Origin of the sequence: Pseudalkalibacillus sp. NRS-1564 (assembly GCF_050467905.1) — a bacterium.
In the GTDB taxonomy this organism is placed as follows: Bacteria; Bacillota; Bacilli; order Bacillales; family Guptibacillaceae; genus Guptibacillus; species Guptibacillus hwajinpoensis_B.
Window position 1 is genome coordinate 1 of the sequence record NZ_JBITPM010000001.1, and the last position, 26,764, is coordinate 26,764.

The following is a 26,764-nucleotide window of genomic DNA, read 5'->3' on the forward strand; positions in this document are numbered from 1 at the left end:
TTATCTTTCTTATCTTTCTTGTCTTTCTTGTCTTTCTTGTCTTTCTTGTCTTTCTTGTCTTTATCCTGCTTTTCGTCTTTCTTTTTGTCCTTTTTATCCTCTTTTTCTTGAGCTTTTTCTATTTTTTTATCCGATTTTTCCTGAGATTTCTCTATTTTCTCGTTTGCTTTTTCAGCTTTCTTTTTTTTCTTTGTCTTGTTCTTTAGCTATTATAGAATTAGATTTGTCTTCGTTTTTCTCTATTTTATCTTTTTGCACTTTGTTGTTATCTTTAGAGTCTTCAGTTTGATCTGACGGGCTGGTTTCTTGTTCTGAAGGCGTGTCCTTTTGTTCTTTCTCCACCTTTTCAACCTTATCAGAAGAGCTTTGCTCAGGCTCCTGAAGAACTAAATCACTATCTTCTCGATTCTGATTAGGTACCGTCTTATCGTTCAACTGGACGACAGAATCTTCTAGCTCCAAAGAGCGATCTTTCGACTTTGATTCCACTGCGGTCATGCTTTCGGTCTCTAATTCATCCATGTTTTTGACAGACAAATTCCGTACATCCTCTATTGATAACGTAGCTCCCCGATCAACAGCAGCAAGATAAGTCATATATTTTCCTGGTGTTATCCCATTTTCTATAGCTTTTGCTCGAGTACTATAGTCAGTATCAAGTATGGTTGTAATAGCAACTGCTTGATTGACTAATGCTTCATTCTGTTCTATTCCTTGAATCGTATTCTCAAGCTGATCCTTAATCGCCTGATAACGCTCTTTCTTCTCTACATTTGAGGCGACAATAAGCAGTTTTCTATCTTCTGTTAGATACCCCTCTTTGTCGAGTTTCGAGACTAGGAGCCCTCCAAATTCGCTTAGAGACATGTTCGTTACCTCTTGATCTAAGTTTAACCCTTCACCGTCCGAATTCCACGCTTGATATTGAACAACTTCAAGGTCGGAGTTGACTCCAACCTCAATACTTGGATTGATATCAAAGCTTACATAGGCCGCAACTGCGTCATTTTGTCTAACAGGAATCACACCTGTCACGATTACAACTAATAACAAAATTGCTGCCATACCGGCCAGGGTGGGCATAGAGGGGGTAAAATAACCTTTTTTCTTGTTTAATGGTTTTGGTGTAAGTTTAATTTCAGAGCCGATTGTTAACGTATGATTTCGCTTCAAATTGATCGTAGTAAACTCCCCATCGGGTGTTAATACAACCGCTTTACGTCCACGAATGTCCATTATGACCCCATTTTTCATCCCCTGGCCCCCTTAATTCAACTACTGTATATATGATTTCAGCGCATTAAATCCACCCAGATGAATTAACGCCACTGCTATTATATACTTTCGATTACGTTCAATCGTTTTTCGACTGCATGTAACGAGCGCTAGCAAATCTTTTATAGGGAGCTGCTTTTTTTCTAGCAAATAACTTGAAAGAATGTCATCTTGAGCAATCAATTGCGCAATCATCTTTGCATTTTCTCTTGCATCAATATGTTTAGGACAGTTTTTGCTCAGAACTTTAAACGTAATGCTAAATTTCTTCAACAATTGTTCGTATTCCTCAATTTCATACATTCTTACTTCACGCTGTCTGTCCATTTCGTATACATCAAGTGCAGCTTTCTGTTCTGCAAAACTATCTTCTAGTCGGCCTTCCTCATCAAGTTCCTCAGGCTCAAGATAAATATACTTATTTTGTCTTGCTTCTTTACGGATATGGTCGATGACTCTTCTTCTAATCACCATATCAGCAAAGGTTAAAAATCTACTTCCTTGTCCTTTTCGAAACTGATCCATCGCTTCGTTAAAAGCTGAAAGTCCGATACTGAACTCATCCATCGAATGATTGATATAACGATTACAAACTTTGGACGTGATTTTCTTAATAAACGGTTGGTAATCTTCTAATAGCTGGTTTCTTAATAACTGGTTTCCGTTTTGTATACTATCAATTTTATCTTCTAATGTAATATTATCTTTTTTATTTTCTTTATGATTTGCGAAATTTCCCATTGTGCTGATTGAAATGGTTGTCATGTTATACACCTCTCATCTTGCAGTCAATTTCTAATTGATTGCTTCTCGGGTTGGATTCTTAGATGTTTTTAGTTTGAGAATTCTAAATTAGTAATTAAAATAAAAATGCGTCACCATTCGTATCAAACATCGGAAAGGTGACTCTATTCAGTTATACCATTCAATCAGCATGAACGAAAATACAATTTTATGACAATGTTACTGTTTCTTTACTTCCTGTTATATTAATTTATCATTATTAATCTTGCTTAATTTTCAGCGAATTGCGTATTCATTCAAGCCCGTCTTGAAGCGATTTTCTAAAACCAGAAAATAACGATAAATTGGTCAAATATCATCAAACGAATTTGTGTTCACTAAGAAATGCATCCACAGTTACGACTGATTCGAAGGCAAAAAGGGTCTTATTTCCGCCCTTCTCCCTAATAACTGTTAATGCAGGTACACTTTGTATTTTAAGTGTTTCCGCTACCCAAGGAAAATAATTTAAATTACATGAGTAGATATGTGATTCAACCCCTTTAGAGCTCGAAACAATTTGTAACATTCGCTCTGCAATTTTACACGTCTGACAAAAAGGCGTGTAAAAGAAAAAAACAGTGCCTTCCTTTTGTAAAAGTTCACTAACCATGGATTCATCGGTTATGTCTTGCATGTTAATACCCCATTCTATGTAAGAGCGAAAAGGAAGCTTCGGTAAGCTTCCTTTTCGCTCATTTCTTGATTATTGGACGGTCACTACTTTAAATTTCGCCGCCCTTAAAATCCTATTTAAATAATTTAGAGGTGTTTCTGCTACTTCACGATGAAGCATTGTAATGTAGAGATGTTCGGCATGTGGAATTTCTTGTGTAAGCTGCCGTCTTAATTTCTCACCGGCATCATCAGCATCTACAAGAACATATACATCCTTCTCCTCAAGCTCTTCACTAAGTTCTTCTAACCTGTCAAAACTAATCGTTCCATAAGTGCAGATAATCTCCACTTGCTCATCTAACACTCTCATTAACTGTTCTTTATCTGTCTTTCCTTCTACAATAATTACTTTATCAGTCATGGCACAACGCTCCATTTCAAGCTGTCGTATCAATTCATTTACTATAGCATATGGTAGTTGAAGCATTTCGTTTCAAGGCATATGATTTAATTTATTCATTTTGAAGTGTTAGATACAACAGCTACTCATTGAGCCAGATGAATGACAGCTTTGTTAATCATTGTCTTGATCAGGATCGTCCTCTTCTAAATATGTTTCAGATGTTGAATTACCGTGTTCATTCTGAAGATCATCTACTGTGCGAAGGCGATCATCGACTCTATTGCCTGACGTTTCAAATGTAGCCTCATCATCCGGTCTATTGCTGTCTTTGGCCTCTTCCAATTGATCTTGTGCTTCTTTGGTACGTATTGCATAAGGAATGGCTTCAAGACGTTCTTTATCAATTTCTTCACCAGTATCCACACATATTCCGTAATTACCTTCTCGAATACGATCAAGTGCTGTATTAATTAAGCTTAGTCGTTCTCTAGCTGCATCTTCTAGTGTAATATCTTTCTCGCGTTGATCCAATTCAGAAGCCATATCAGCAAAATGATTGTCGTACGATGTTAATTCTCCTGCTTCCTCAGATAGTGCGGCATTTTCATCTCGGTGACTTGCACCACCATCTAAAAGATCTTTCTTTTGATCTAATAATTGTTTTTTAAAATGCTGTAATTCTTGTTTCGACAAAGCCATAGTAATTCCCTCCATAGGTCATTTTCTTTTCCAGTACCTATTTTCCCTTTACCCTACTCACACTAAACCACACAATTATGTTTTATCATGCTCAACTGGTGGAAATAAATCAATAAGATTAAAGATTGGAGTGGTCATAATGGCAAAGTTAAAACTTGGACAGGAAGTACCATCCTTTTCGTTAATTAATACAGAAGGTGAACTGTTTCAATTTGAACAGCACCAAAAGGAAGACAAGCGTTGGCATATGCTCGTATTTTTCAGAGGAGAATGGTGCCCTGTATGTAATGAGCAATTAGAAGAGCTTCAAGAGCATCTAGGTGCTTTTAGAAAGTTAGACGTCCATCCAATTGCAATTGCAAAAGATAGCTTAGAATCTCTTAGAAAAATGAAAGAAAAGCATAACCTCGAGTTCCCAGTACTAAGTGACAAAGAGAATGCGGCAATTGACTCCTTTGGCGTTATGATGCATCGAGAAGACGACCCTTATGAAGATCACGGTGAGCATGGAGAGCCTGCCATCTTTCTTATCGATGAGAACGGCAAATTAATGGCGCAATATTTACAGTCAAGCCCATTTGGAAGACCGTCAGCTGATGGTCTAATCACAACGATTAAATATATTCGCAAAAACAAAGCATAAAAAAGACCGGCCAAATGGCCGGTTTTTTTGCAGTAATAAAGTCGTTGGCGTTAGAAGAGAAGTGCTTGTCGGGCCTTAACGAGCGTATTCGCTTTTCTTGTCCAGCTACTACGCTCAGTCCCTCGATCACTTCTCCTTATGATTTGAACACAAAGAGCGTGTTCGAATCATAAGGTTCCAGTGCTTGTCGGGCCTTAACGAGCGTATTCGCTTTTCTTATTAACACCAGCCGAGGTCGCAGTCTTCTACATACCTTCCATTTTGCTCGATTACTTGTTCGTAATGATAAATTTTGTTCTGCTCCATCTCAAATCCTTCAAGAAACTCATATTGATTTCCTTGATCTGAGAATAAGATACGGCCAATTCTTTCCTTGTCCATAAACAAGTTCATCGCTTGTTGATCAAATTTACCATATACCTTTCGAGTAACGTCGATTCTTTGCATTGGGCGAGGTGTCTCAATCATTGGTATCATCCCCTCTTTATTGTGTCATTCCGTAAAGCCATCATGTATTCATTCTATGACTGAAATTAGGAAACACATTCATTAATAAGAGTTTACGATGATGAGTGGACTTTTACGCTCATAATTCGACTAGCAATGGAGAGCTATAAAATGAATGACTGATTTATTCGTCTTCGCTTACCATTTTTTCGTATGCTTCAGCTGTCATTAGTTCTTCTACTTGAGAAGGCTCGGAAGGTTCTACAACGACCATCCATGCTTTTTCGTATGGTGAATCATTAACGAATTCAGGGCTGTCTTCTAAATCCTCATTGACAGAAAGAACTTTGCCTGAGATTGGTGCGTATAGCTCAGAAACAGTTTTTACAGATTCCACGCTACCGAACGGCTCGTCAGATTCAATCGTGTCGCCTTCTTCTGGAAGCTCAACAAAAACGATATCTCCAAGTTCTGATTGTGCGAAGTCTGTAATACCGATGCGGATGTTTCCGTCTTCTTGTACTTGCACCCATTCGTGTTCTTCTGAGTAGCGAAAATCTTTTGGTAAGTTCATTAGTAATTCCTCCCTGAAATAATTCCTCTTAATAAAGGTTAGTAGTCAATATTATTTACAATAACTATCGTATAATAGTTATTATTAATTAAGCAACTATTTTATCGTTTCCATGTTTCCTCAAATACATCCTCTTTAAACCCAACAGTAACTTTTTCTCCGTCAGTTACGATTGGACGTTTGATTAACATCCCATCAGAAGCAAGGATTTCAAGCAATTCGTCTTGAGTCGATGTAGCGACCTTATCTTTTAATCCAAGCTCTCGATATTTCTGCCCACTCGTATTAAAGAATTTCTTAATTGGTAAGCCGCTATGATTAAGCAGGACAGCTAACTCATCTTTTGAGGGCGGATTTTCGACGATGTGTACTTCATTTACTTCAATATCGTTTTGCTCGAACCATTTCTTCGCTTTACGGCATGTACCACATTTGGGATATGCATAGAATGTAATGGGCAAATCTGTTCCTCCTTAAAGACACTCAAGTGATTATAACGTTAGTTTACCACATGAGAGGAGTTGGACAAATACAGATGCACCTAAAAGTAAATTTCGTCATCTATTAACAAAATCCTTTCATTATTCCACTCACTATTTTTCCTAATTAAGAGAAAAAAATCCCCCCATTTCTGGAGGGACAATAGAGAACATGGTTTGGAAGTTAGTTTTGATCCTACCGGTTATGACCAATTCAAATTGTTATTTTACATTAGTATAGCGATGATAGCTTATTAAACCGTAAAACGCTGTTGTTCAAGAATGCTTGCAGCGATTTCACGTTTCTTCGCAATAACATTAATTGGCGTAAAACGTGATAGTTTACGAAGAGCAGATATCATCATGCGAAGTGAATCGCCTGTTTCGACGGCAACCAAAGTCTCTTTAGCATGAGCTTCAATACGGTTGAAAGCTTCCTGACAGAAAACTTGTGTTAGAAGAAGTTTATTTTGTTGCTTTTCTGCACCAGTTTTATTAATCGCTTTCTCTGTGCGAAGTACGGCTGATTCCATAGAGTAAATTTCGCTTACGATATCTGCCATGTTTGATAAAACTTCTTGTTCTTTATCAAGAGCCTTGCCATATTTTTGAACAGCTGTACCTGCAGTCATAAGCATAATCTTCTTTGCCATCTTAACGAGATGCTTTTCCTGTTCAAGAGGTGCATCACCAATTTCTTGTGGCGTTAACATCATGAGCTCTTCTTGAAGTGCAGTAGCCTTTTCAAGGAATGGAAGCTCGCCTTTCATTGTTTTACGGACAAGCGTGCCTGGAACTAGAAGGCGGTTGATTTCATTCGTTCCTTCAAAAATACGATTGATACGAGAATCACGGTACATTTTTTCAACTTCATATTCAGACATAAAGCCGTATCCACCGTGAATTTGTACTGCCTCATCTACAACATAATCTAGCGCCTCTGAAGCAAACACTTTATTTAGTGAACACTCAATTGCATACTCCGCAATTGCTTCTGCGACTTTCGCTCCATCTTTTTGTTCTTCATCCGAAAGTTTTCCTAACTTCTGCTCAAAAAGACCTCCTGTGCGGTAAGTAGAACTTTCTGTCGCGTATGTTGCTACTGCCATATTCGCCAGTTTCTCTTGTATGAGAGAGAACTTTGCAATTGGCGTGTTAAACTGCTTACGCTCTAAAGCATACTTAGCGGAAAGTTCGATCGAACGCTTCATTCCACCAATAGTACCTACTGCTAGCTTATAGCGACCAACGTTCAAGATGTTAAACGCAATGATGTGCCCTTTACCTGCTTCTCCTAGTAAATTTTCTTTTGGCACGGCTACATCTTCAAGAATCAATGTTCTTGTAGAAGAGCCTTTGATGCCCATTTTCTTTTCTTCGGGACCAGTTGAAAGACCTTTGGAATCCCGCTCAACAATGAAAGCAGAGAAATGTTCGCCATCAATTTTTGCATAGACAATGAATACATCTGCGAAAGCGGAGTTCGTGATCCACTGCTTTTCACCGCTTAGAAGATAGTGTGTTCCTTCAGCATTGAGCTTAGCTGTGGTTTTAGCCCCAAGAGCATCAGAACCTGAACCAGGCTCAGTCAAAGCATAAGCAGCAATTGTAGCTCCTGACGCAAGACCTGGAAGATACTTTTTCTTCTGCTCTTCGTTTCCGAAAAAGACGATAGGTAGAGAACCGATTCCAACATGGGCGCCATAACTTAGGGAAAACGAACGAGCACGAGCGAATTTCTCAGTAATAACAGATGAACTGATTTTATCAAGGCCAAGACCGCCGTATTCTTCTGGGACGTCCGCTCCAAGAAGTCCGAGATCACCAGCTTTTTCGAGAAGCTTCCGTGAAATTTCAAATTCATGATTCTCAATTTTATCAAGCGCTGGAACGACTTCCTTTACTACAAAGTCTTCCGTTGTTTTCCCCATCATGACATGCTCATCTGAAAAATCCTCCGGTGTGAAAATATCTTCTGCCTTTTGATCTTCAATCAAGAAGCTTGCACCTTTAACCGTTTTGTTCATTGTATTAGACATGCTTGTTTTCCTCCCTTGTTTTCGTTGCTCTTAAAGAATTTCAAACACTCCAGCAGCGCCCATTCCTCCGCCAATACACATCGTCACAACGCCAAATTGTTCTCCGCGGCGTTTCATCTCATGAATTAAGCTTAAGGTTAACTTCGTCCCTGTACATCCAAGTGGATGACCAAGTGCAATCGCTCCACCATTTACATTCACTTTGTCTTCATCAAGTCCAAGCTTTCTAATGACGCGAAGAGATTGTGATGCAAAAGCTTCATTTAATTCGAATAACCCAATATCAGATAGCTCAAGTCCAGCGAGTCGAAGAGCTTTAGGAATCGCTTCAACCGGTCCGACTCCCATTATTTCGGGTGCTACACCAGCAACAGCAAATGATCTGAACTTAGCCATAGGCGCTAAGCCTTCACTTTCAGCTTTTTCTCGATCCATGACGAGAACACTTGCTGCTCCGTCACTTGTTTGTGATGAATTTCCGGCGGTCACAGAGCCTCTAACATTAAATACTGGACGTAACTTACCGAGAACATCAAGTGACGTATCTGCCCGAACACCTTCATCCTGTGAGAAAAGAACTTTCTTTTCCTGTAATTTGTTTTTCTCATCAATCCATCTTTTCGTTACTTCGATCGGAACAATTTCATCCTGAAACTTCCCATCTTTGATTGCCTGAGCTGCACGCTGATGACTCCTTAGTGCAAAAGCATCCTGATCTGCTCTGCTAATCTCAAAGCGACGTGCGACTTCTTCCGCTGTGTGTCCCATTCCCATAATATATTCAGGTTTTTCTTCTACAAGAGCAGGATTGGGCTTTATTACATGACCGCCCATCGGCACAAGACTCATCGATTCCACTCCACCAGCCAATATGGCACCGGATTGGCCAAGCATTATGCGTTCTGAAGCATAAGCGATACTCTGTAAACCTGAAGAACAATATCGGTTGATTGTAATGGCTGGAACCGTCTCAGCAAGACCTGCTCTAGCTCCAATCATTCTAGCTACATTCAGCCCTTGTTCAGCTTCAGGAATAGCGCATCCCATAATCACATCATCTATTTCACCATCATAACCGCCGGCACGCTTTAACGTTTCCTTAACGGTAAGTGCTCCAAGATCATCTGGACGCATATGGGCAAGCGTTCCACGGTTTGCTTTTCCAACAGGTGTTCTAGCACCGGATACAATAACTGCTTCTTTCATCAAACTTCCCTCCTCCATACTAGTTGCGCAGCGGTTTTCCTTTAAGTAACATATGCTGCATTCTTGCTTGCGTTTTTGGCTCTCCTAGCAGGCTGAGGAACGCTTCACGCTCAAGATCCAGAAGATACTGCTCATCGACTAATGTTCCTTCTTTTACTTTTCCGCCCGCAATGACGTGAGCAAGTTTGGTCGCAATCGTTAAATCGTGATCGGACAGGTAACCGCTCCATTTCATCGTTTTCGCTCCCATTAGCATTGCAGCATAACCTGCTTCTCCAGCAACTGGGATCTTTTTAGCAACAGGTGGCTGATAGCCTTGTTCAGCAAGGAAAAGTACTTTTTCCTTTGCATCATGAAGAACGTGATCCGCGTTAGCACTAATACCATCCTGAGGTCGAATGAATCCTCGTTCCATTGCTTCATGAGCTGATGTTGAAACTTTCGCCATCGCAATCGTTTCAAAAACGTTGGCTGCAATATCAGTTAAGTTAACATTAACTCCTGGAGGCGTTTGCTCTAGCTGACGCATATAAAGTTCTTTATTTCCGCCTCCACCTGGAATCAAGCCAACACCTACTTCTACGAGGCCCATATATGTTTCTGAAGAAGCTTGAATGGAAGCTGCTGGCATACACACTTCTGCACCACCGCCAAGCGTCATCTGAAACGGCGCTGCTACGACTGGTTTTTGAGAGTAGCGAATACGTGCCATGGACTGTTGGAACTTCCTTGCAACCATTTCGATTTCAAAGAAATTATCATCTTGAGCTTCCATTAACATATACGCGACGTTGGCACCAACACAGAAATTTTTGCCCTGGTTTCCAATCACAAGTCCTTCGAAGTTTTTCTCCGTTTCATCAACGGCTTCATTAATCATCTGGAGAATATCCATTCCAATTGCATTGTTTGGGGAATGGAATTCAAGGCCTGCAACCCCATCTCCAAGATCAAGAAGCGTTGCTCCAGTATTTTTCTTAATCACGCGATTTTGCGCTTTTAATCCTTTAAGGTGGATAATTTTCTTACTTTCCTCAACTACTCTTTGCTCACCATTATGGTAGAAAGATTGAGTGGCACCTTCCTGCTTATAGAAAGACGTTTGCCCTGAGGCAAGCATTTGATCAACCCATTCAGGAATCGTTTCGCCTTCTTCCTTCATTCGAGCCACTGATTTCTCAACTCCAAGAGCATCCCACGTTTCAAAAGGACCCATTTCCCATCCAAAGCCCCATTTCATGGCACGATCGACGGCGTCGATATCATCAGCAATTTCATAGGTTTTCTCAGCAGAGTAAAGCAAAACAGGCTTCATGATGTTCCAAATTAATTCACCTGCGCGGTCATTCGCGTAAGCAAGCGCTTTCAGTTTATCCGCTTTTGACTTCGCTTGTTTACTTGCCTCAACAGAAGCTGTTTTTAATTTCTGTCGTGGTTCATATTCAAGCGTAGATGGATTTAACTCTAGAATTTCGCTTCCTTTTGCCCCTTTTTGTTTTATGAAAAAGCCCTGACCTGCCTTTGCTCCAATCCAGCCTTTTTCTTTCATCTGTTGCATAAATTCAGGAATCCGGAATACTTCTTTCTCATCACCTTCAACCTGTTCAAAAACGTTGTTCGCTACGTGAATAAACGTATCAAGTCCAACTACATCAAGTGTTCGAAACGTTGCACTTTTTGGACGGCCGATTGCTGGGCCAGTTACAGAATCTACTTCTCCAACTGAAAAGCCGCGATTCATCATTTCTCTAACTGTGACAAGCAGGCCATAAGTTCCAATTCGATTGGCAATGAAGTTTGGCGTGTCTTTCGTTTCTACGACACCTTTGCCGAGAGTATCTTCACCAAATTTTTTCATATAGGAAAGGACGTCTGGATCCGTGTCTTTCGTTGGAATCACTTCAAGAAGCTTTAAATATCTTGGTGGGTTAAAAAAGTGCGTACCAAGGAAGTGCTTCCTAAAATCTTCTGATCTACCTTCAGCCATTGCTTCTACGGAAATACCGGAAGTGTTCGAACTAACAATGGTTCCAGGTCGTCTATATTCGTCTACTTTTTCATATACTTTTTTCTTGATCTCCAGGTTTTCGACAACAACTTCAATGATCCAGTCAACTTCTTGCAAGCGCTCCATATCGTCTTCCATATTTCCCGCTTCAATTAATTGAATGTGATCTTTCTTAGAAAGCGGTGCCGGTTTTTGTTTCTTAAGTTTCTCAATCGCTTCTGCTGCAAGTCTATTTCTGACAGAACGGTCAGCGAGTGTAAGTCCTTTGACTTTTTCCTTTTCATTCGGTTCCTTTGGTGCAATATCCAATAGCAAACTTGGAATTCCTACATTCGCCAGGTGGGCGGCAATGCCTGATCCCATTACTCCTGCTCCTAATACAGCTACTTTATGAATGCTACGTGTCATAGCGAACCTCCCCTGTTGAATGAATGCTCATTCATTTTTAATTCAAAAAAAGAGCGAGATCATTTCCTCTGTCTATACTATAAAATATATTCTGAAATTTAGCAATATATCACACGGATTTTTTTGACAAAATTTTATAAATTTAAACAAAGCTTATTTTAAAGCGGACATTCGTCCGCTTTTCACTATTTCATCATTCCTTTAAGGACGAAAGCTACGTTTGCAGGCCTTTCAGCAAGTCTTCTCATAAAATATCCATACCAGTCTTTTCCATAGGGTACGTAGACACGCATTTTGAAACCTTCTTTAAGGAGCTCATCTTGTTTATCTACACAAATACCATATAGCATTTGAAATTCAAATTGAGAACGGGGGATATTGTATTCCTCTACGAGCTTCTTTGTGTATTCAATGATGCGATCATCATGGGTCGCAATGGCTGTGTAATTTCCATTCAATAAGTGCATTTTAATGATTTTTTTGAAATTCTCGTCGACATCCTTTTTATCCGGAAATGCGACTTTTGGTGACTCTTTATAAGCACCTTTAACAAGTCTAAGATTTGGAGATAGATCGTTCAGCTTTTCTACATCTTCAGCTACGCGGTATAAGTAGGCTTGAAGAACTGTACCAATGTTCGTATACTCCCTCTTTAGGTTAGTAAAAATCTCTATTGTTTTTCCGCACCTCTCGAAATCTTCCATATCAATCGTAACAAAGACATTGTGCTGATCAGCAGCTTCAAGAATTCGGCGCATATTTTTCATCGTCATATCGTAATCAATGTCTAACCCCATTGATGTGAGTTTAAGAGAAAGCTGAGAATCAAGATTTTCTGCTGCAATTCGCTCAATTGCTTCAATACAGTGGTTTGTCATTTCATCAGCCTCAGCGGCGTTATCTACAAATTCACCAAGATGATCGATTGTAACAGAAAGTCCCTTTTCATTTAGTTTCTTAATAGCATTTACAGAGCTATTAAGAGACGCACCGGCTACAAACCGGCTAGCTCCAAAGCGCATACCATACCGTTTCGCTACTTTTGTAGCTACTTTATTCTTCCCCATGTATAAAAAGAAATTACGCATTACTTGTTCCATCATAACCCCTCCATGTAAACGCATACAAAACGTCTAAAAAAATATATAGTGGAGAAAATCGGCATATAGTATCAAATACCGCCATATTTCGCCTTTAATGCTATTCTACCATGATATGCTGTCGTTTAGTCTATTTTTGATAGATTTTCTCCGTAATAAATTTTTTTAAATATTTACTTGAATTAGTATTCTATACCCCGCTCTTCACGAAAAAAACTGGAACTTAAAATAGTATATTTAAATGTTACAAAATCGGATACTTCTCTTCTCATCTATTTTCATAACCTTTTTTCTTAACAATCACCTCATTTCTCAAGGGATGAGCTTCTGAAATGAAACAAAATCCTATATTAGCTTAAATGGTTGATTCTCGAATAAGCTAAAATCAAAAACGTTCGTTAATGTAGCCAAAAAAAAAGAAACCAGGGAAGTCCTGGTTTCACTTATCTGATTCTTTCTGGTTATCCTGTTGGGCTTTACGATGCTCTTCGTTCATAGTTTTGATTTCGGTCACTAGCTCTTTCATGGCATCCTTCGCATCAGGATACGTTTGATTCCAATGTTTCGCAAGAGGAGGCATCGTTTTTGAAAGATGCGTGTACATCGCCCATAGCTTCACTTTTTCCTTCAGCTCAGGGCTCGTATCTCCAAGGAGAAGCTCGGTGTATTTATCCATCAATCCATCGACTTGTTCCTGAAGTGTTTCAAGACTCATTTCATTCACTCCAATCACTAGCAGAATATCCTGATTATAGCATAATTAATGGGATACTCGACCGTTCACCTGAACTTCTCTTAACCTTCCATAATCAATGCGTTCTTGATTTTCTTTAATTGCCTTTATCAACTCTTCTATAAGTACCTTTTCATCCGTCACAATAAAGAAACGGCATGATATCATCGCGAAGTCGCCAAAAAATGCTCTGCAACCAGCATATCGTTTTGCATCACGGACTGGCTGATAAGGAAAAATAAAATTTCCACTTTGTTCAAATGCAGGATCAAGAGGATGTTCTTCAAGTTTCTTAATCAGCTCTCGAATCGTCAGCTCTCTTCCATGCTCATTTGTTCCTATTTCGATAATTTCAAGCAAGGTTGATTCCCCCTTCTTTACAAGATTCGAAAGCAAACTGCTCTGATAAAGGGCCGAAAGTGGAATGCACTCATTTCATGCGCTTTGATCCGAATCAATAGGCTATTATACATGCATTATCTAACATAGCCAAAAAAAAGAGTCAGAATAAATTCTGACTCTACAATGGGTCACAAAGAGTGAGTATATACAGAGGAGGGACCTGACCTCACTCTTTAATTTATCTTATGTTTCTTTTAACTTTGTGGCTGGACAAGTACCCCGGTACAAACATGGAAATTTCTCATTCATTAAGCTTCTTCTCGACACACTCATACATGATTTGCAACATCATACCTATTATAATAGAAGGATATCAAGCTCGGACCATCTTGGAGGGATCATTATGGATATTGTTGTTATTGGTGGTGGCATTGGCGGACTGACTGCTGGAGCATTACTGACGAAAGAAGGCTACAACGTAACAATACTTGAAGCATCGAATGAATGGGGTGGATCAGCAGGAAAATTTACACGAGGGCATTTTCTCTTCCCTGTTGGAGCGACGATGGGGATGGGGTTCGAAGAAGGTGGATTACACTATCGCATTTTCCAAGAACTCGGTTTGTCCTTCCCTGTTTTTTCGTTGGATGAAATTATGAGAATATACGATGGCAATCGCGTCATGCCTTATTATACAGATCGAAATCGCCATTTATCAGAATGCGCTACCCAGTTTCCAGAACACTCCAAACAAATTGTTTCTTTCTATCGAGAAATATGGAAAATTGGAGCCGAAGTACGTAAGTTAATTGGACCTCTCCCTGTTGTACCTCCAGTCACCCTATCAGAATGGAAAGGGCTTCTACTATCTCTCAAACCAGGAACTCCCGGACTGGTTCCCTACCTTCGGAAAACAATGGGAGATCTTCTAAAAAAACATAATCTTAATGATGCACTAGACTTTCACCATTTTATTGATGGACAATTAATTGATAGCATGCAAACAACTAGTGAAGAGTGCTCAGCACTTATGGGTGCTCTTGCTCTCGATATTTATCACGAAGGGGCATATTACTCTGAAGGTGGATTGTATCGCATCGCTGAAACACTACAGCAATATATTGAACAGAACGGTGGTCGAACTTACCAGAGAAAGCAAATTCAATCGATTCGGCGTGAAAACAACCGTTGGGTAGCTGTCGATCAAAAAGGGGAGAGTTGGAGAGCTGATCACCTTATTAATAACTTACCTGTACAGGGCTTTGTTCCACTTCTTCCAGAACCACTTCAAGAACAACTCCCCACTAAGTTAAGAAAACGAAGTCAAATGACTCAGTGGGGAGCTTTTACGATGTATCTTGCTTTAGATGAAAAAATCATCCCTGAATATACGTCCCTCTTTAGTCAAGTCTTTTCGGATAATGGAAAAATGACCGAAGGAAATCACCTCTTCTTGTCACTTTCAAAATCCAATGATCTCTTTCGTGCGCCAGAGGGCTTTCGCACATTAACAGTCAGTACACATACAGAGCTTCACCATTGGGATACGAAAGAGAAATACGATCAATATAAAAAGGAGCTAACTGAGAAAATGCTCACAGGTATTGAAAGAGTGATACCTAATGTAAGAAGTGGAATCGAATTACAAATGACAGGTGCACCACGAGCATGGGAAAGATTTACGAAAAGACCTAAAGGCATGGTTGGAGGTTTCCCACAAACGAATGAATTTAGTTTGTTCAACAGTCTTTCTCACCGTACTGGTCTCAAGGGATTGTGGCTTTGTGGCGACAGCGTTTTCCCTGGAGCAGGTACTATTGGGGTTTCTACTAGTGGATATCATGTCTATCGCTCTATCACTAAGGAAATGGTGAAAATAAAATAAGTCATTTTAGAATAAAATCGCTTCCTTAAGGCACAATGAGACTATCATTTAATGTTGAAGGAGCGAACCAACCGTGGATCAAAAGAATAATTTAGTTACTACTGACAGTGAAAAGTTACTTACTTCAATGCGAGAAGAAATTGCGGAAGAGTTTCTCGTTATGGCAGCTGCCACAGAACAAGTAGAAGAAAAAGATTTTTACACTTATCATCTCTTAAAAGAAGCAGAAAAACTACGTAATCTTAAAAATAAGGTTCGATAAGAAATGACGTTCGGGAAATCATGTAGTATACTTCTAATAATTGATCTAAAGGAATGATGCGAATCATGACAACTCATACGTTTACAGTTGGCGAGGAGCGAGCAAATTATATTACTCACGGAATTGGAGCTATCATAAGCGTTGCCGCTCTAGTCATCTTAATTGTGTTTGCGTCTCTCTATGGAACTGCCTGGCATATTGTAAGTTTTACACTTTTCGGTACAACGATGCTGATGCTTTATACGGCCTCTACACTCGTTCACAGCTTTCCACCTGGGAAAGCGAAAGACTTTTTCGAAATACTAGATCACTCTTCTATCTATTTCTTTATCGCTGGTACTTACACCCCCTTCTTGTTTATTGTAATTGAAGGTTGGCTAGGTTGGACACTATTTGGCATCGTGTGGGGACTCGCGATTATTGGAACAGTATTTAAAGCTTATTTTGTAAAAAAGTTTCTATTTGTCTCAACCATTCTCTACGTTTTAATGGGCTGGCTGATCGTTCTTGCCTGGAATCCACTCACGCAGAACTTGGCTCCAAACGGAATGATGCTTCTCATTGTTGGGGGTGTTCTCTACACAATTGGAGCGGTATTCTATGTCTGGAGAGCTTTTAAATACCATCATGCAGTTTGGCATCTTTTCGTGGTAGCTGGAACACTTGCTCATTTCTTCTGTGTTCTCTTCTATGTATTACCTCTTTAAAACCAATCCTCTGCACGCATCGTGCAGAGGATTTTTGTTTTCCATAACAAAACCTTTTATCGACTATAATCGTCTTAGCCATAGAATACTAGTAAAAGGATGAACGATTTTGATTGAAGTATCTCATCTAACTAAACAGTTCAAAAAAGAGAAGATTCTACATAACCTCACTTTGTCCATCGAAGGAGGCATGGTAGGGCTTATTGGTCCAAATGGTGCTGGAAAAACGACATTTATGAGAATGCTAGCTGCGGTCTCAAAGCCTTCTTCCGGAGAAATCTATCTTAAAGGTTATTCACTTAACCGAGAAGCTTCAAGTGTTCGGAAAGAAATCGGTTACCTCCCTCAACATTTCAAGCTGTATCCGCAGCTTACTGCATCTCAGTTTTTGGACTATGTTGGGAAGTTGAAACGAGACCACCATTATGATCATGAGCGAGAAAAAAAACGATTGCTTCATGCCCTTAATTTAGAAAAGCGACAGAATCAAAAAATTAAGACGTTCTCAAATGGAATGCAGCAACGTCTCGGCATTGCCCAGGCGCTTTATGGAGAACCCGCTGTGATGATATTCGACGAACCTTCTGCTGGACTTGATCCTGAAGAACGCTTACGCTTTCGCAACTTACTAGCTGATGTTTCTAGCCGAAAAACCGTCATTCTTTCTACGCATATTGTAGAAGACATTGAAGGAAGCTGTGATACGCTGATCGTTCTAAATAAAGGGCGCATTCTTTTTCAAGGCACACCAGATGAGCTTCAACGTAAGGGGAATGGACTTGTTTGGGAGTTCGACCTCTTTGATAATAACTGGGACCAATTAAATGGATTACAAATGACACTTACAAAACGAAAAGCAACAGGATTAAGGTGTCGAGCAATATCTCCAGTAGCACCATTTGAATTTGCCGAAGCCGTGGATCCTACCCTTGAAGAAGGGTACATGGCACTGATTGGGCGTGATGGACTATGAGAAAATGGCTTATCCAGTTTAAGCTTGAATTTTCTTTTTTGTATAAAAACTGGTTTTTCGCACCTCTTCCTTTCTTATATTTGATCTGGTTACTTTTTAGCATGAGTGCAGATCAAGAAGGAGGACATGGCAACCTCTACAGAACAACCTATGAAACAACGCACTCTCTTATATTCATTCTCGTTATTGGCTTAAGTATTCTGATTGGCGTTTATTTAATACGACGAGACGTTGGGAATGAATCATTTGAGTGGCACCAATCATTTCCCGTGTCCAATTTCGTATTCATATCAGCAAAATTGATGTCCGCGCTCATCTATATGACGATATATACGGTCCTAATGAGTGGAACCTACTTTATCTTTGCTATGAGAGATAACATTCCGGTGGAAGAAACGTTCACAATTCTGCGTTTCTATGGGACTCAATACGAAGTAGCGTTCTTTATTAGTTTAACTCTTGGCATGCTTTTATCGGTACTTATTAAAAATCGCTATGTTTACTTAATCGCCTTCTGCGCCTGGATGTTTGGTACGCTATTCATGGAAATTTTCATTATTGATCAAGGCGGACACTTTTATCTTAAAGCGTTCCATCTAACCTACTTATTTGTCGATTCTGTTCTTGTTAATGGCACCTGGGGAATTGAATTAATGAAAGAAGAACTACAGTTACAGCGCATTTTTGTTTTAACGGTTTCTTCCTTTCTCCTGGTACTCATCATTTTCATTCTCAATAAACGCAGACCTCATCCATATACGTGGCTGTGGAAGGTTGCACTCATGATCAGTATTGGAATTGTCGTGATTTCGTATCTTCCATATGCTTCTTTCTGGAAGGAGCGAACTGATGAATTTAGTAAGATTAAACAAGAATCTCCATTGATAACAGACGAACAAAACGGTCAAGCTAGTTACATGTCTTTCCCTTCCCTTTCTTCTCCTAATACTCTTATGAAAGAGGAAGAAGAGCTCTATCAACCAGAACGTTTTGAAATAAAACAATTTGACTTATCCATTCAGCATGAAGATCAATCACTTTTCATTGATGCATCTCTCACTCTACCATCAGCAGAATTTCAAACAAAGGAGTTCATGAAATTCACATTGAATCAGACATTTTCAGTTAACCAAGTCACGATTGATCAACATCCAATTCCATTTACTCAAGAGAATGATTTTCTGACCGTTACTTTACCTGAAAATATGAAAGAACCTGTTATTCGTATTCAATATGAAGGACCATACAAACTATGGGCATCTAATAATGGTCAGGAATACTATCCGGGCCATGTTGGAAATGATCAAATGATTATGCCTTCTCAAACAGCCTGGTATCCATTGCCAGGGCATCAATATTTATATGACATGAACGGAGAATCACAAACGAATATTGGGATTTCGAATAGAGCCACTTTTAATGTTGAAGTTTCAAGTATAGCACTACCCTTATATGGCACAATCGATGAACTTAAAACAAATGTTGGAACCTATAAACTTCAAGGGAAAACTTCTAAATTAGACCTTTATGCTGGAGATCTGACTGAAGTTGATTCTACTTATTATCCAATGTCAATCGTAACGGACAGTTACAATCGTGATCGTGCTGTTGAGCTCATGAAGGAATTGGACAAACGCCTTCTATACACCAACCACTATTTAACGAAAAAAATAGAGCCTATGCGTCATTTTTTTATCGTTCCTGTAGAGAATATTCGCTGGGCCAATTACGTGAGACAACAAGGTTTTATTGATCAAAACTATATCCTAAGCGAATCCACTTTCTATCAAATGGATGAAACTTATCTTATGAAATTGCTCTTTCAAGTGAGTCTATTCCATGATGGTACTGAGATTTATGGGTATGAGGACGGCGAGCTAGTAACAAGTGCCATCCAAAGTGCTTATACGTACATTTATGAATTAGAAAATGGAAATAAAAAAAAGGCCAGTCAAATCCGCGACCTTGTTATCAAGATTCAAGATGATATCCCACTGGAAGACTACAGTGAGGAAGAAATCAAAGCTAACCAGATTTTCACAATGATCAACGAAACCATTGCTGATGGAGATAGTAAGCAAGTGAAAGAAGTCCTAGATCGAATATATAGCGAACGCTGGGTAGACCCGGGATTCGCAGCAGATTTCACCTTGTTTCGAGAACCTTCTACTCTCATTCCTTACGAAGAATGGCAGAAAATATGGGATGAAGTGATGCAAGGTCATCAGACTAGAAAGGAGGATGGTTCATGACAGATGAGGAACTAGTAGTCGCTATGGCACGTGGAAATCAGGCTGCTTTCGAAGCCCTTGTTCATCGTTATCATGCTCCGCTTCTTGGTTATCTAGAACGGATGTTACGTGATAGAAGAAAGGCCGAAGATGTTGTTCAAGAAACCTTCCTGAAATTAATTAAACAACTAAAAACAAAGAAAACCCCAGAAAAGATCAAGCCCTGGCTTTACCAGGTGGCCACAAATCAATGCCGAGATTATTGGAAAAGCGCGGGATTTAGGTCAGAAAAGCAAATTCTCGACTTCATTCCAGATCAAGCTGACCGAGAACCATCAGTAGTGGAACTATTTGAAAGGCAAGAATCACGCGTGGAGTTTCTCAAGCAGCTCGATACGCTTTCTGAGACGCAAAGAGAAATTGTGTATTTACGGTTTTACCAGGAATTAAAGTATCAAGAAATTGCAGAAGCTTTGGAACTTCCACTCGGTACAGTAAAGTCGAACTTATTTCATGCCTTGAAGAAACTAAAAGCTTCAATAGAACGAAAGGAGGAAGTTAGCCATGCAAGACATCGATCTTGAATTAGAAAAGTTAGAAGAAGATCTAGAGCAGCCGATCAAGTCATATCTGGCAACGTCACCCCGTTCAGAGGATACACAGAAGCTGCTTCTTTCGTTACAGGATCCTTTCGATGAACTTAAACCTTCTCAAATCGAATTTGATTTCGATGAAAAACCTGAGCCTGCAAAACCGTCACTAACAAAGCAATGCCTTAATCAATTCCGTTCTTATCACTGGGCTTACTGGCTGATTAGCGTATTGATTTTTGCAATGTTAACGATGATTTCGGCTGGAAGCATGGAATCAGACAGTTTATTTCCTATCGTTGTTCCCATTTATCTATTATTTGGTGTGCTTTATAGTTATAAAACCTGGAACAAAGAAATGCGGATGGTCGAATCGATTACACCTTTTCCTCCAGCACTTCTTCTCTTAAGTAAATTGCTTGTTGTCTTAGTCGTAAACATTGGTTTGGCCCTGTTATCTACCTTATATATTGTGAAAGATAATACGATGGTTAACCCCGCTACGTTTCTTTTGCATTGGTTCGCGCCGCTTCTCTTTCTGACAGGTTTGCTTGCCTTTGTCATGTTCCATAAAGGGGTAATTGCCGGATTTATCGCCTCACTTGCTGGATGGGCGCTTACTTTTCTTGTATTACCTTATACTGTTTTCGAACTATCTGGTGAAGCACTTCAACAAGACTTACTCTTTGTTGTCTCCTACCTTATTATCCTTGGACTTGGAGTTGCCATGCTCTTCTTATCGTATCGGAAGAGTTTGCATCTTCAATATTTGTGAGATTAGGGTATGATTCAACTACAAAACATCAAATATACTCGAAAACAATTCTCACTTGCTATTCCCGAACTAACACTTGGTTCCGGAATCACCATTCTAGTTGGTAAGAACGGCGCTGGTAAATCTACCTTACTACAACTTCTAGCAACAGCAATAAGACCACATAGAGGCATCATTGAATATGGTGGGAGAACAGTTGATACCTCCCTCCCCTTTATTCGTAAGAATATCGGCTTTCTTCCAACAGGTATCGAATTATATGAAGAAATGAGAATGAAGAGGTTCCTTAGGTATATGTGTGAATTAAAAGGGGTCCTTCACCAGGATGCCGTTGATCAAACGATGGAAGCCCTACATATTCAAACATGTAAAAGGAAGAAAATTAAAGCTCTCTCTCAAGGAGTGAAACAGCGTGTTGGTATTGCACAAGCCATTCTTGACTGTCCTCCTATTTTGCTACTTGATGAACCGTTAAACTACCTCGATAGTCGTGAACGAAAGAACGTCGTCTCCCTTCTATCAAGATATGCCGAAAAAAGGCTTGTTCTTATCGCGACACATGAGTTAAATGAATGGGAAGATATTGCTGACGATTTAATATGGCTTCATGAAGGGGAAATTCTTTTTCATGGGTCCATTTCTCTTTGGAAAAGAGAGCTTCCTTTACGTGTGTGGGAAGGGAAAATCCTTCTTAACGAAATCGCTCAACTAGAGCAGGAGCGGATTATTCACATGAAACGATTAAATAAACAGTACTTGATTAAATACATTGATATCACAAAACCCTTCGATCATTTTCGTGAAGCGGAAACAACCATTGAAGATGCCTACTTCATTCGCAAGAAATCATGGGATGGAGACATCATCCCAATCTAAAGTTCTTTTGCTTTTATCAAAAAAGCTTAACTTCAGTCCCCCAATTTATGGAGGACTTCTTTTTTTGCAGGGAGATTCTTCTTGATAGCGAAATAGTGATAAATAGACAAAAGAAGGTGATCCATTGCAAAAGCAGTCTCTAGGATTGATTTATGAATTTGTGCTCGCCCTTCTCCTTATTTTTTCACTCGTCATTGATTTACCCGATCCCGAAGGCGCAGCGCTCGATTTTTTTATTTGGATTTTATTCTTACTTGATTATGCGACGCGGCTTTTTTTAAGTGATCACAAATGGACTTTTATCAAACAACATCCGCTGGATTTGATTGCTATTATTCCGCTCGATCAATTGTTTCGGACCGCAAGACTCGTCCGCTTTATACGGGTGATTCGATTAGTCGCACTTATTAATCACCGCACGTCTGTTTTTGAACTCTTTCTAACCAAATATAAAATTGATCGTGCGTTTGTCTATGTTATCTCACTCCTCTTCATTTCAGCGCTTTCGATGAAATGGATTGAACCAGAATTTGAGACATATGGTGATGCCCTCTGGTGGGCAGTTGTGACTACTACTACGGTGGGGTATGGAGACCTCTATCCTGAAACAACTGCAGGCAAACTGGTTGCTGCGGTATTAATGATGGTCGGAATTGGAACGATCGGTGTTATTACAGGAACCGTTGCGGCTATGTTTTCAAATAACAGTCGAAATAAACTCCCTACTGAGTTAGATGACATTAAAAGAAAAATCAATCATTACCCTAATATTAGCCAGCTAGACTACAAGCATATGATCGAACAACTTGAAAAAATAAAGATACAAGAAGCAAATAGAACGGATGACCCACAAAACACGAAAGAAAGTGATGACTCCTTTTGAAGTTAAACTTCCAATTAGCACAAATATGGTTTCACCTCAGAAGAGCTAATCCTTTTTAAGCTCTTCTGGGGTGAAAAATTTCTGTTAAACAATTCGAACCCTGATCAATCTACGACCGTAGAGCATCTTGTTCATTTTCTTAAGCTATTTTCTACATGTTCTTACTTTGTTGAAGAAGTTTGGACTGTCCAGTTCGCTCCCAATCTTCCACTATTTCATAGGCTTTTTCAGGAGAGTAACCCTTTCCAACCAGCACTCCCATTAGAATAAACTCTTGAAGAATGTGTGTTGCATTTATACCTCTTTCGACATCTTCCAACCCTTCATTTACTAAGAATTCCGTGTATTTCACCCATTCATCTGGCGTTTTGCCAAACACAGCTGAGTTTCGATTACGCTCGCCTTCTTCCTCCGCTATAGCATCTTCTTTTGTCTCATGAACCGTTCCAAAAGGATGATTAGGTGGAGCATAGATCGAGTAAAGCTTAATCGGAACATCTCCAGTATTTGTGAGATTGTGCCATGTGCCAGCGGGTATAAATACAGCATAATCATCATAAACCTCTCGTTCATAATTCAAAGAATCTTTACGTTTCCCCATTTGCACCTTTCCCTGCCCTTGTTCAATTCGCAAAAATTGGTCAAGGTTCGGGTGCATTTCCAAACCAATGTCTTCACCAACATCGATACTCATTAACGTTAATTGTAAATGTTCACCTGTCCATAAAGCTGTGCGAAAGGTATCGTTTTGCTTCGTTGCTTCATTAATATTAGCGACAAATGGTTTCGGTCCATAATCTTTGAATTCCCTACTTCCAGCATTGTTAGAAGATGGAGATGCAAGACCTTGCTTTGTCAATTGAGGCAAAGGTTCGTAACCAGGCTGTCTCTCCTCGTTATAAGTTGGCGGACGTTGATAGTGATGATAAGGATGCACAGAAGGATCATAGTACATAGTTTCTCAATCCCTTCACAATGTATAAATTATCCTATGCATCTATCATGGGTGTGTACCTAATAAGAACTAGGAAAATATCATTAACCTTATGAAGATCCTCCTAGCTCACATCAAAAATGAATGCTTTGTTGCATAGTGAATCCTTTTACATACTTTTTCTCAAGTCCACTTCTTTTGAACCTGATTCACCACCTTAGATTGGAAATATCATGCACCAACATATTTATATAACACACAAATCGTAGTGCGAATCTTAATTCGCACTACGATTTGTGATGTAAATGATAATATTGATTTCACTTTACTTGTGAAGTTATTTCGTTACTTTTTCTGATTTCACTTCAGTTTGATCCCACGCGGTTGTATAAATATTAAAGAGCGATTCGAGCTGATTCATAAAATTTAAAGCGAGAAGGCCATTTCCTTCAGCTTGCTTTGTACAACCGATAGGCACGGTTCTCTTGATAAGCTGTGAATAAATTTCAGCTTCACTAAGCGTGCGCTTAAATTCCTTCTCAGAAACATTCATGAGAAGTGCCAGTGCCCCTGATACGTGCGGAGCAGCCATTGAGGTTCCAGAAAGAACAGCATATTCACTACCAGGATAAGTTGAAAGAATATCTACACCTGGTGCAATTAAGTCAATCTCATTATTCGTATTGGAAAATGGAGCGAGCGTGCGTTGGAAAGAGGCCGCTCCTACTTCAATTACTTCATTATAGGCACCTGGATAAGCAAATTCAGATGTGTCTTCTCTATCGTCTCCTTCATTACCAGCGGCGCACACAACTGAAATATTTTGATTCACGGCATCTTTAATAACATCGTGAAGTTCTGGTACATCAGATGGTCCACCGAGCGACATCGAGATCACATTTACCCGTTCACCTTCTGTCCCCTTCCAATCGATGGCATACCGAATCCCATTAATGATAGATTGATATGAACCACTTCCTGCTTCATTCAGTACTTTAACGATCAAGAGCTTTGAATCTGGGGCAACACCTTGAACCCTTTTTCTCCGTTCGTTGCTGCAATCGTTCCGGCGACATGCGTACCGTGACCATTATTATCATCATAACGATCTGCATCTCCACCGAAATCTTGCGTAAAGTTCTTACCTCCAATAATACGTGATTGAAGATCAGGATGATCAATTTGACAACCTGTGTCTACTACCGCAATGATTCGTCCTTTTCCTTTTTCAGATTCTTCCCATACCGCTGGTGCTTGAATCATTTCAATCCCATCTGGAAGAATTCCTGCTTCTTGAACGACTGCATTAACCTCGAATGGTATTAATCTAACATCACTCATGTTTAGCGCCCCTCTCTTTTAACTGAATTATCTGACAGAAAAGATCGGTTTGTCTAGTTCCATATGGTCTAATTTCCCATTTTATTTTTTGAGGATATCATCCCTTCGTACTACTTAAAGAAGTCGAGCAGCTATTTCAGCAAGCTTACTTCGCTCTGTACTCGTTAAGTGGACAATTCCTACCTCATCTTCCTGCTTTAGCCGTTCAACAGCATACGTTAAACCATTGTTCACTGAATCGAGGTAAGGATGATCAATCTGTTCGGGGTCCCCAATTAGAACAATCTTCGTTCCCTCGCCTACTCTTGTTAAAATCGTTTTCACTTCATGTGGAGATAAGTTTTGAGCTTCATCAATAATCACAAATTGATGAGGGATGCTCCTCCCTCTTATGTACGTTAACGCTTCGACTTTTAGCGTCCTCAAGCCAGTTAAAATGTTTGTTAACTCTTCTTCATTACTGGCATCAAATAAAAATTCTAGATTATCATAGATTGGTTGAATCCAGGGTCTAAGCTTCTCTTCTTTCTCACCAGGTAAAAAGCCGATATCATTTCCAACTGGTACCACGGGCTTTGAAACAAGTAGCTTTTGATAATGCTGCTCGTCTTCCGTCTGACTAAGTCCTGCAGCAAGTGCAAGAAGCGTTTTCCCCGTTCCCGCCTTTCCAGTTGCACAAACAAGTGAAACACTTTTATCCATCAACAGTTCCATTAACATACGCTGCTGCACGTTTTTTGGGAGGATTCCCCAAATATGTTCACTTTCTCGGTTTAGGCCTTGAATTACTACTTTCTGATTTCAAATTAATACTCTTCCAATCCCAGAATGACTACTTCCAAAAATATCTTTTAAAAGGATAAAATCTTGACTATAAACTTCTGTGTTCATATACTCACGCAGAATATTCATAGAGAGTTCGCCGCTCTTATAAAGAGAGTCAATGATTTCAGGAGGCACTAGAATTTCATGATAGCCTCTATGAAGACGATCGACGTGCTCAATAAGACGATCATTTTCATATAGTTCAGGAAAAAAAGATGGTAACTCAAGTGATTTTTTTAAGGCATCTGCTTTCGCGATCATTAACATATCATTTGAAACAAGAACGACATCTCCTATATCATCCGTGCTTAAGTTAATCGATACTGCAATAATGCGGTTATCATTGGAATCTTCACTAAACTCATTTCGTAGTTTATCAAAAGAGCGATGATTTAACTCAATTCGAAATGTTCCTCCAGATTCAAATGGAATCGGTTCATCGAGCTTGCCTTTGTTTTTATCTCGCAGTTTTTTGTACATTCTGCTAAATTCTCGTGCATTACGACCTACCTCATTCATCAACCGCTTCTTAGAATCGATTTCTTCAATCACAATCGCTGGAACCACAACGTGATTGTCACCAAATCGAAATAGGGAATGAGCATCATGCAAAAGAATATTGGTGTCTAGAACAAAGGTTTTCAACAACAGAACAGCTCCTTTTTAACGGAAGTTTAAGAAGGCGAAGGATTAATTCTTCACGTTGAGTATTCCAGATTCTCACT

The 26,764-nt window shown here is 39.5% G+C and carries 25 protein-coding genes and 2 pseudogenes; 10 read left to right on the plus strand and 17 right to left on the minus strand.

Features of this window, described 5'->3' with window-relative positions; genetic code table 11:
* Positions 1–171: 171 nt before the first annotated feature.
* The 5 genes from ACIFPW_RS00005 to ACIFPW_RS00025 form a co-directional block, all read right to left on the minus strand.
* Positions 172–1,254: an anti-sigma factor domain-containing protein gene (locus tag ACIFPW_RS00005; protein ID WP_430241069.1), complete on the minus strand. Its 1,083-nt coding sequence runs from the start codon at positions 1,252–1,254 to the stop codon at positions 172–174.
* Between the two features lie 21 nt (positions 1,255–1,275).
* Entirely contained in the window at positions 1,276–2,040 is a 765-nt protein-coding gene (gene sigI, locus ACIFPW_RS00010; RefSeq protein WP_430241070.1) for an RNA polymerase sigma-I factor, read from the minus strand.
* A 337-nt stretch (positions 2,041–2,377) separates the two neighbouring features.
* Complete coding sequence (locus tag ACIFPW_RS00015) at positions 2,378–2,695, minus strand: thioredoxin family protein (RefSeq protein ID WP_430241072.1); 318 nt, start codon at positions 2,693–2,695, stop codon at positions 2,378–2,380.
* A gap of 69 nt (positions 2,696–2,764) precedes the next feature.
* A complete protein-coding gene (locus tag ACIFPW_RS00020; protein ID WP_303535493.1) occupies positions 2,765–3,097 on the minus strand; it encodes a toprim domain-containing protein in 333 nt (110 codons plus the stop codon).
* Between the two features lie 153 nt (positions 3,098–3,250).
* Entirely contained in the window at positions 3,251–3,778 is a 528-nt protein-coding gene (locus ACIFPW_RS00025) for a TraR/DksA C4-type zinc finger protein (protein WP_430241074.1), read from the minus strand.
* A gap of 139 nt (positions 3,779–3,917) precedes the next feature.
* On the opposite strand from ACIFPW_RS00025, the gene ACIFPW_RS00030 reads away from it, so the two are divergent.
* Positions 3,918–4,421: a peroxiredoxin family protein gene (locus ACIFPW_RS00030; RefSeq protein ID WP_430241076.1), complete on the plus strand. Its 504-nt coding sequence runs from the start codon at positions 3,918–3,920 to the stop codon at positions 4,419–4,421.
* Positions 4,422–4,640: 219 nt separating this feature from the next.
* On the opposite strand, the gene ACIFPW_RS00035 is transcribed toward ACIFPW_RS00030, so the two are convergent.
* The 9 genes from ACIFPW_RS00035 to ACIFPW_RS00075 all read right to left on the minus strand — a co-directional run bounded on the left by ACIFPW_RS00035 (position 4,641) and on the right by ACIFPW_RS00075 (position 13,775).
* The gene (locus tag ACIFPW_RS00035) at positions 4,641–4,889 is read right to left on the minus strand and encodes a YusG family protein (protein WP_194218963.1); all 249 of its coding nucleotides are present in this window, start codon (positions 4,887–4,889) and stop codon (positions 4,641–4,643) included.
* A 163-nt stretch (positions 4,890–5,052) separates the two neighbouring features.
* Positions 5,053–5,442 (minus strand): glycine cleavage system protein GcvH, encoded by a 390-nt coding sequence (gene gcvH / locus ACIFPW_RS00040; protein WP_194218962.1) that lies wholly within the window; start codon positions 5,440–5,442, stop codon positions 5,053–5,055.
* Positions 5,443–5,543: 101 nt separating this feature from the next.
* Positions 5,544–5,903 (minus strand): arsenate reductase family protein, encoded by a 360-nt coding sequence (locus ACIFPW_RS00045; RefSeq protein WP_194218961.1) that lies wholly within the window; start codon positions 5,901–5,903, stop codon positions 5,544–5,546.
* A gap of 272 nt (positions 5,904–6,175) precedes the next feature.
* Positions 6,176–7,960, minus strand: coding sequence for an acyl-CoA dehydrogenase family protein (locus ACIFPW_RS00050; protein ID WP_430241078.1), 1,785 nt, complete (start codon positions 7,958–7,960; stop codon positions 6,176–6,178).
* A gap of 30 nt (positions 7,961–7,990) precedes the next feature.
* Positions 7,991–9,166 carry an acetyl-CoA C-acetyltransferase gene (locus tag ACIFPW_RS00055; RefSeq protein WP_430241080.1) on the minus strand — a complete coding sequence of 392 codons (1,176 nt, stop codon included), beginning with the start codon at positions 9,164–9,166 and terminating at the stop codon, positions 7,991–7,993.
* Between the two features lie 19 nt (positions 9,167–9,185).
* The gene (locus tag ACIFPW_RS00060) at positions 9,186–11,582 is read right to left on the minus strand and encodes a 3-hydroxyacyl-CoA dehydrogenase NAD-binding domain-containing protein (protein WP_430241081.1); all 2,397 of its coding nucleotides are present in this window, start codon (positions 11,580–11,582) and stop codon (positions 9,186–9,188) included.
* A gap of 185 nt (positions 11,583–11,767) precedes the next feature.
* Positions 11,768–12,682, minus strand: coding sequence for a proline dehydrogenase family protein (locus ACIFPW_RS00065; protein ID WP_194218957.1), 915 nt, complete (start codon positions 12,680–12,682; stop codon positions 11,768–11,770).
* 439 nt (positions 12,683–13,121) lie between these two features.
* Complete coding sequence (locus ACIFPW_RS00070; protein WP_194218956.1) at positions 13,122–13,397, minus strand: YusU family protein; 276 nt, start codon at positions 13,395–13,397, stop codon at positions 13,122–13,124.
* Positions 13,398–13,442: 45 nt separating this feature from the next.
* Positions 13,443–13,775 carry a hypothetical protein gene (locus ACIFPW_RS00075; RefSeq protein WP_194218955.1) on the minus strand — a complete coding sequence of 111 codons (333 nt, stop codon included), beginning with the start codon at positions 13,773–13,775 and terminating at the stop codon, positions 13,443–13,445.
* A gap of 385 nt (positions 13,776–14,160) precedes the next feature.
* Between ACIFPW_RS00075 and ACIFPW_RS00080 the strand changes: the two genes are divergently transcribed.
* From ACIFPW_RS00080 to ACIFPW_RS00120, 9 genes are all read left to right on the plus strand, one after another.
* Positions 14,161–15,642, plus strand: a complete 1,482-nt coding sequence (locus ACIFPW_RS00080; RefSeq protein ID WP_430241084.1) for an FAD-dependent oxidoreductase — start codon at positions 14,161–14,163, stop codon at positions 15,640–15,642.
* Positions 15,643–15,715: 73 nt separating this feature from the next.
* Complete coding sequence (locus ACIFPW_RS00085; protein ID WP_430241086.1) at positions 15,716–15,904, plus strand: hypothetical protein; 189 nt, start codon at positions 15,716–15,718, stop codon at positions 15,902–15,904.
* Positions 15,905–15,966: 62 nt separating this feature from the next.
* Entirely contained in the window at positions 15,967–16,611 is a 645-nt protein-coding gene (gene trhA / locus ACIFPW_RS00090; RefSeq protein ID WP_430241143.1) for a PAQR family membrane homeostasis protein TrhA, read from the plus strand.
* A 109-nt stretch (positions 16,612–16,720) separates the two neighbouring features.
* Complete coding sequence (locus ACIFPW_RS00095; RefSeq protein ID WP_430241087.1) at positions 16,721–17,584, plus strand: ATP-binding cassette domain-containing protein; 864 nt, start codon at positions 16,721–16,723, stop codon at positions 17,582–17,584.
* On the plus strand, positions 17,581–19,836 hold the full coding sequence (locus tag ACIFPW_RS00100) for a hypothetical protein (protein ID WP_430241090.1): 2,256 nt from the start codon (positions 17,581–17,583) through the stop codon (positions 19,834–19,836). Before ACIFPW_RS00095 ends, ACIFPW_RS00100 begins: the two co-directional genes overlap by 4 nt.
* Positions 19,833–20,399, plus strand: a complete 567-nt coding sequence (locus ACIFPW_RS00105) for an RNA polymerase sigma factor (RefSeq protein ID WP_226615125.1) — start codon at positions 19,833–19,835, stop codon at positions 20,397–20,399. The genes ACIFPW_RS00100 and ACIFPW_RS00105 overlap by 4 nt, the downstream gene beginning before the upstream one ends.
* Positions 20,380–21,180, plus strand: coding sequence for a hypothetical protein (locus ACIFPW_RS00110; RefSeq protein ID WP_226615126.1), 801 nt, complete (start codon positions 20,380–20,382; stop codon positions 21,178–21,180). The genes ACIFPW_RS00105 and ACIFPW_RS00110 overlap by 20 nt, the downstream gene beginning before the upstream one ends.
* Positions 21,181–21,189: 9 nt before the next feature.
* Positions 21,190–22,056, plus strand: a complete 867-nt coding sequence (locus ACIFPW_RS00115) for an ATP-binding cassette domain-containing protein (protein WP_430241092.1) — start codon at positions 21,190–21,192, stop codon at positions 22,054–22,056.
* Positions 22,057–22,180: 124 nt separating this feature from the next.
* Positions 22,181–22,939 carry a potassium channel family protein gene (locus tag ACIFPW_RS00120; RefSeq protein WP_430241094.1) on the plus strand — a complete coding sequence of 253 codons (759 nt, stop codon included), beginning with the start codon at positions 22,181–22,183 and terminating at the stop codon, positions 22,937–22,939.
* Between the two features lie 151 nt (positions 22,940–23,090).
* Here the strand turns inward: ACIFPW_RS00120 and ACIFPW_RS00125 are convergent, their stop codons facing one another.
* From ACIFPW_RS00125 to ACIFPW_RS00135, 3 genes and pseudogenes are all read right to left on the minus strand, one after another.
* Positions 23,091–23,894, minus strand: a complete 804-nt coding sequence (locus ACIFPW_RS00125; protein ID WP_430241095.1) for a cupin domain-containing protein — start codon at positions 23,892–23,894, stop codon at positions 23,091–23,093.
* A 316-nt stretch (positions 23,895–24,210) separates the two neighbouring features.
* Positions 24,211–25,214 (minus strand): annotated as a pseudogene (locus ACIFPW_RS00130) (S8 family peptidase).
* 114 nt (positions 25,215–25,328) lie between these two features.
* Positions 25,329–26,687, minus strand: a pseudogene (locus ACIFPW_RS00135) (PhoH family protein).
* Between the last annotated feature and the right edge of the window lie 77 nt (positions 26,688–26,764).

What these genes read in the sequence shown, in the direction of transcription:
- ACIFPW_RS00115 (WP_430241092.1), top strand. Translation starts at nt 21,190, where the DNA reads ATGATTCAACTACAAAACATCAAATATACTCGAAAACAATTCTCACTT.
- ACIFPW_RS00050 (WP_430241078.1), bottom strand. Translation starts at nt 7,960, where the DNA reads ATGTCTAATACAATGAACAAAACGGTTAAAGGTGCAAGCTTCTTGATT.
- ACIFPW_RS00105 (WP_226615125.1), top strand. Translation starts at nt 19,833, where the DNA reads ATGACAGATGAGGAACTAGTAGTCGCTATGGCACGTGGAAATCAGGCT.
- ACIFPW_RS00005 (WP_430241069.1), bottom strand. Translation starts at nt 1,254, where the DNA reads ATGAAAAATGGGGTCATAATGGACATTCGTGGACGTAAAGCGGTTGTA.
- ACIFPW_RS00070 (WP_194218956.1), bottom strand. Translation starts at nt 13,397, where the DNA reads ATGAGTCTTGAAACACTTCAGGAACAAGTCGATGGATTGATGGATAAA.
- ACIFPW_RS00110 (WP_226615126.1), top strand. Translation starts at nt 20,380, where the DNA reads ATGCAAGACATCGATCTTGAATTAGAAAAGTTAGAAGAAGATCTAGAG.
- sigI (WP_430241070.1), bottom strand. Translation starts at nt 2,040, where the DNA reads ATGACAACCATTTCAATCAGCACAATGGGAAATTTCGCAAATCATAAA.
- ACIFPW_RS00125 (WP_430241095.1), bottom strand. Translation starts at nt 23,894, where the DNA reads ATGTACTATGATCCTTCTGTGCATCCTTATCATCACTATCAACGTCCG.
- gcvH (WP_194218962.1), bottom strand. Translation starts at nt 5,442, where the DNA reads ATGAACTTACCAAAAGATTTTCGCTACTCAGAAGAACACGAATGGGTG.
- ACIFPW_RS00080 (WP_430241084.1), top strand. Translation starts at nt 14,161, where the DNA reads ATGGATATTGTTGTTATTGGTGGTGGCATTGGCGGACTGACTGCTGGA.
- ACIFPW_RS00055 (WP_430241080.1), bottom strand. Translation starts at nt 9,166, where the DNA reads ATGAAAGAAGCAGTTATTGTATCCGGTGCTAGAACACCTGTTGGAAAA.
- ACIFPW_RS00030 (WP_430241076.1), top strand. Translation starts at nt 3,918, where the DNA reads ATGGCAAAGTTAAAACTTGGACAGGAAGTACCATCCTTTTCGTTAATT.
- ACIFPW_RS00100 (WP_430241090.1), top strand. Translation starts at nt 17,581, where the DNA reads ATGAGAAAATGGCTTATCCAGTTTAAGCTTGAATTTTCTTTTTTGTAT.
- ACIFPW_RS00060 (WP_430241081.1), bottom strand. Translation starts at nt 11,582, where the DNA reads ATGACACGTAGCATTCATAAAGTAGCTGTATTAGGAGCAGGAGTAATG.
- ACIFPW_RS00035 (WP_194218963.1), bottom strand. Translation starts at nt 4,889, where the DNA reads ATGATTGAGACACCTCGCCCAATGCAAAGAATCGACGTTACTCGAAAG.
- ACIFPW_RS00020 (WP_303535493.1), bottom strand. Translation starts at nt 3,097, where the DNA reads ATGACTGATAAAGTAATTATTGTAGAAGGAAAGACAGATAAAGAACAG.
- ACIFPW_RS00065 (WP_194218957.1), bottom strand. Translation starts at nt 12,682, where the DNA reads ATGGAACAAGTAATGCGTAATTTCTTTTTATACATGGGGAAGAATAAA.
- ACIFPW_RS00015 (WP_430241072.1), bottom strand. Translation starts at nt 2,695, where the DNA reads ATGCAAGACATAACCGATGAATCCATGGTTAGTGAACTTTTACAAAAG.
- ACIFPW_RS00025 (WP_430241074.1), bottom strand. Translation starts at nt 3,778, where the DNA reads ATGGCTTTGTCGAAACAAGAATTACAGCATTTTAAAAAACAATTATTA.